Source organism: Heyndrickxia ginsengihumi (assembly GCF_011008565.1).
Taxonomy (GTDB): Bacteria; Bacillota; Bacilli; order Bacillales; family Bacillaceae_C; genus Weizmannia; species Weizmannia ginsengihumi.
The window spans coordinates 1-3,423 of record NZ_JAAIWK010000052.1; the positions used below are offsets into that span (position 1 = coordinate 1).

General features: G+C 35.1%; 3 protein-coding genes and 3 tRNA genes. 4 read left to right on the top strand and 2 right to left on the bottom strand.

Features of this window, described 5'->3' with window-relative positions; translation table 11 throughout:
- Nucleotides 1-142: 142 nt before the first annotated feature.
- The gene (gene modB, locus G4D61_RS17730; protein WP_025731217.1) at nt 143-799 is read right to left on the bottom strand and encodes a molybdate ABC transporter permease subunit; all 657 of its coding nucleotides are present in this window, start codon (nt 797-799) and stop codon (nt 143-145) included.
- Between the two features lie 4 nt (nt 800-803).
- The gene (modA, locus tag G4D61_RS17735) at nt 804-1,610 is read right to left on the bottom strand and encodes a molybdate ABC transporter substrate-binding protein (RefSeq protein WP_025731216.1); all 807 of its coding nucleotides are present in this window, start codon (nt 1,608-1,610) and stop codon (nt 804-806) included.
- A 166-nt stretch (nt 1,611-1,776) separates the two neighbouring features.
- Between modA and G4D61_RS17740 the strand changes: the two genes are divergently transcribed.
- The 4 genes from G4D61_RS17740 to G4D61_RS17755 all read left to right on the top strand — a co-directional run bounded on the left by G4D61_RS17740 (nt 1,777) and on the right by G4D61_RS17755 (nt 3,258).
- Nucleotides 1,777-2,715 carry a substrate-binding domain-containing protein gene (locus G4D61_RS17740; protein ID WP_025731215.1) on the top strand — a complete coding sequence of 313 codons (939 nt, stop codon included), beginning with the start codon at nt 1,777-1,779 and terminating at the stop codon, nt 2,713-2,715.
- Nucleotides 2,716-3,016: 301 nt separating this feature from the next.
- Nucleotides 3,017-3,093 (top strand) — tRNA-Arg (locus G4D61_RS17745).
- A gap of 7 nt (nt 3,094-3,100) precedes the next feature.
- A tRNA-Pro gene (locus tag G4D61_RS17750) sits at nt 3,101-3,174 on the top strand.
- 10 nt (nt 3,175-3,184) lie between these two features.
- Nucleotides 3,185-3,258: transfer RNA gene (locus G4D61_RS17755), tRNA-Gly, on the top strand.
- Nucleotides 3,259-3,423 lie beyond the last annotated feature (165 nt).

The window sequence follows — 3,423 nt, forward strand, 5'->3', positions numbered from 1 at the left end:
AATTAATATCATTATTATAAGCTAAAAAGACAGTTAAAGGTTTAATTTATTCAACCTTTAACCGTCTAATAATTTAATGGACTTTTTCAGTGCCCTCGAATGTCCGCTGGGGGTGCCTGCGCTTTGGAAGTGGCAGTCTTTTTTATGCTTTCGTTAGATGCACGCATGCTAACATAATCAGTGAAATGACAATCATGCTGCCTACCCATAACCAAGCCATTTGCATGTTCCCTGAGTCGATCGCTAAATAGATCGCTGTAGGAGTTGTTTGTGTTTTACCGGGAATATTCCCAGCAAACATAAGTGTTGCTCCAAATTCACCTAACGCTCTCGCAACACTTAATATTCCCCCTGATATAATTGACTTAAGCGCAAGTGGAATAGATATAAAAAGAAATACTGAAATCTCATTTGCGCCATCGACACGTGCTGCGTTTTCAATATCTATATCAACTGCTTCAAAACCAGTTTTGGCAGATTGATACATAAGTGGGAATGCTACAGTGGCAGATGCAATTACTGCAGCCCACCAAGTGAACATAACTGGTTGTTTAAAAATCCATTCGATTAATTGGCCGAGGGGACTCTGCTTTCCAAACAGTATAATGAGTAAAAATCCGACAACAGTCGGAGGTAAGACTAATGGTAAAAGAAAAAACGTTTCAACCAAAACTTTTCCTTTAAATCGAGCATTTGCCATCAGTCTGCCAAATATGATTCCTAAAGCTAAAACGATAACTCCAGATACTGCTGCAATTTCAATAGAAAGTATTAACGGTGACCAAAAATCTGTTACCATTTGTTCACTTTAACCCATTAAATCCATATTTTTTGAAGATTTGCATTGATTTTTTACTGTGCAGATAATTATAGAATAATTGGGCCTCTTTAAGATGAGAGCTGTCTTTTATAACACCTACAGGATAAATAATTGGAGTATGAGATTTTTCGCTAGCTGTTGCCACAATCTTCACTTTAGATGAGATTAATGCATCCGTTTTATAGACAATACCTGCGTCAACATTTCCTGATTCTACATATGTAAGTACTTGACGCACGTCTTTGCCATATACCACTTTACCTTTTACGGATTTCCACAAATTCAAGTTCTTTAATGTTTCCTCTCCATATTGTCCAGCTGGCACTGCTTCGGGTGTTCCTAGAGCAATTTTTGTAGCTTTCGTCAAATCTTTAAATGATGTTATTCCTTTATTTGAGTCTTTTGGTACGATTAATACAAGGTCATTACCAACAAGATCTTCTCCCTTTTTCTTATCAATTTTTCCCTTTTTAACTAACAGATCAAATTTATCTTCGGCAGCTGAGAAAAAGAGATCAACTGGTGCTCCTTGTGAAATTTGTTGTTGAAGGGTGCCTGAAGCTCCAAAATTGTAATTTAGTTTCACATTAGGATGATCCTTTTCAAAATCAGCTTTAATATCATCCAATGCGTCTTGTAAACTTGCAGCTGCTGACACTGTCAGTTCAACTTTTTTGTCTGCGCTTTGTTTTTTCGCATCAGACTGTTTATTATTGTCTTTCGTTGAACATCCTGCCATCACTAACAGCAATAGCATCATTGATAAAGTTAATGCATACAGTTTCTTCATTGTTTTAATTCCCCCTAATAAGTTATAATCAATTCTAATTAATTATAACTTATTTTAACTAGTTATAATTAATTAGAATGTAAAAAATATCACATTAATTCTTTTTTATTGGTGAATATATTTTTTGCAATGCGAATGAGATAAAATATAGGAAGGAGGGATACGAATGACAAAAGAGCTTTCATATACAATCGAAGAGGTATCACAGATTTTAAAGGTTTCAAAGCTAACCGTATACGACTTAGTTAAAAAAGGAGAACTGCCCGTCTTTCGTGTTGGAAGACAAATGAGATTGGATGCAAAGGATTTAGAAAACTATATTGAAAATCATAAGATGAACCAAAGAGATTTTTCATCCCCGGCTCAAGTTGTTCCTCCCCGTAAAATAGAAGCAAAGGATTCCCGCAACATTGTGATCAGTGGTCAAGATATCGTGTTAGATATATTGGGGAAACACATCGAAAAATATTCAGATTATAAAACTTTGCGATCTTATGAAGGAAGCTTAAATAGTCTTATCGCTATGTATAATGGTACGTGCGATATTGTTAGTGTACATATGTTTGATGGTGATTCAGGAGAATACAATCTTCCTTATATTAAAAAGATTTTAGTAGGCCATCCGTATATACTAATCAATCTTGTTTTAAGAAAAGCCGGCTTTTACGTTCAAAAAGGCAATCCGTTAAATATCTCAACTTGGGACGATCTAAGCAAAAAACATGTAAACATTATTAATAGAGAAAAAGGATCGGGAGCAAGAATTCTCCTTGATGAGCAACTAAGGATCCACAATATTTCCCCAAAGGTCATTAAAGGTTATGAACATGAAGAGAGCAACCATTTAAGTGTAGCGAGTGCAGTATCTACTGGTGTTGCAGATGTAGGAGTTGGAATTGAAAAAGCTGCAAAAATGGTTGGAGTGGACTTTATCCCACTAATAACCGAACGTTATGATTTAGTCATTTTAAAAAATCCCGAAAATAAACATCTCATTCATATTGTAAAAGAAATTTTATCTTCTCCTTTATTTCAATCGGAAATTACTTCATTAGGCGACTATGATCATTCTAAAACAGGCTCGATCATTTACGAAACATTTTAGAAACAGTCTGCAAAGGCTTAGTAGACTGTTTTTTTTCATGCTTACGAAAGGTAACGATATGATATATAATCATTTTTTAATGATTATATAAGAAGATAAATTGTTAAAGAAATTATGGATAGATCATATAACTTTGATTCATAATAAAGTTACTGTTCTTTTAAAAGTAAATAGATGGAATATCTTTTTTTGAAATAATTGTTGACAGAAAGTAGGCGCGTCTATATAATAGATAAAGTGACGGAACGAGATATTAAATCTTAAACTTTCACAATGTTAGATTCACTCATTTAAATATGATGCGCCCATAGCTCAATTGGATAGAGCGTTTGACTACGGATCAAAAGGTTAGGGGTTCGACTCCTCTTGGGCGCGCCATAAAAGACGGGAAATAGCTCAGCTTGGTAGAGCACATGGTTTGGGACCATGGGGTCGCAGGTTCGAATCCTGTTTTCCCGATTGGATATTTGCGGGTGTAGTTTAGTGGTAAAACTACAGCCTTCCAAGCTGTTGTCGTGGGTTCGATTCCCATCACCCGCTCCATATTTTTTTAAAAAAGTGTTGACTTTTAAAAACGAATAAGATATACTTAAATAGTTGACCTGATGAATTGATCTTTGAAAACTGAACAAAACGAAACGTCAATTTTTTTATGAGCTTATATCAAACATCTTTTTGGAGAGTTTGATCCTGGCTCAGGACGAACGC

Bases quoted from the DNA above. Each gene is read 5' to 3' on its own strand.
- modB (WP_025731217.1), bottom strand. From the start codon at position 799: ATGGTAACAGATTTTTGGTCACCGTTAATACTTTCTATTGAAATTGCA.
- modA (WP_025731216.1), bottom strand. From the start codon at position 1,610: ATGAAGAAACTGTATGCATTAACTTTATCAATGATGCTATTGCTGTTA.
- G4D61_RS17740 (WP_025731215.1), top strand. From the start codon at position 1,777: ATGACAAAAGAGCTTTCATATACAATCGAAGAGGTATCACAGATTTTA.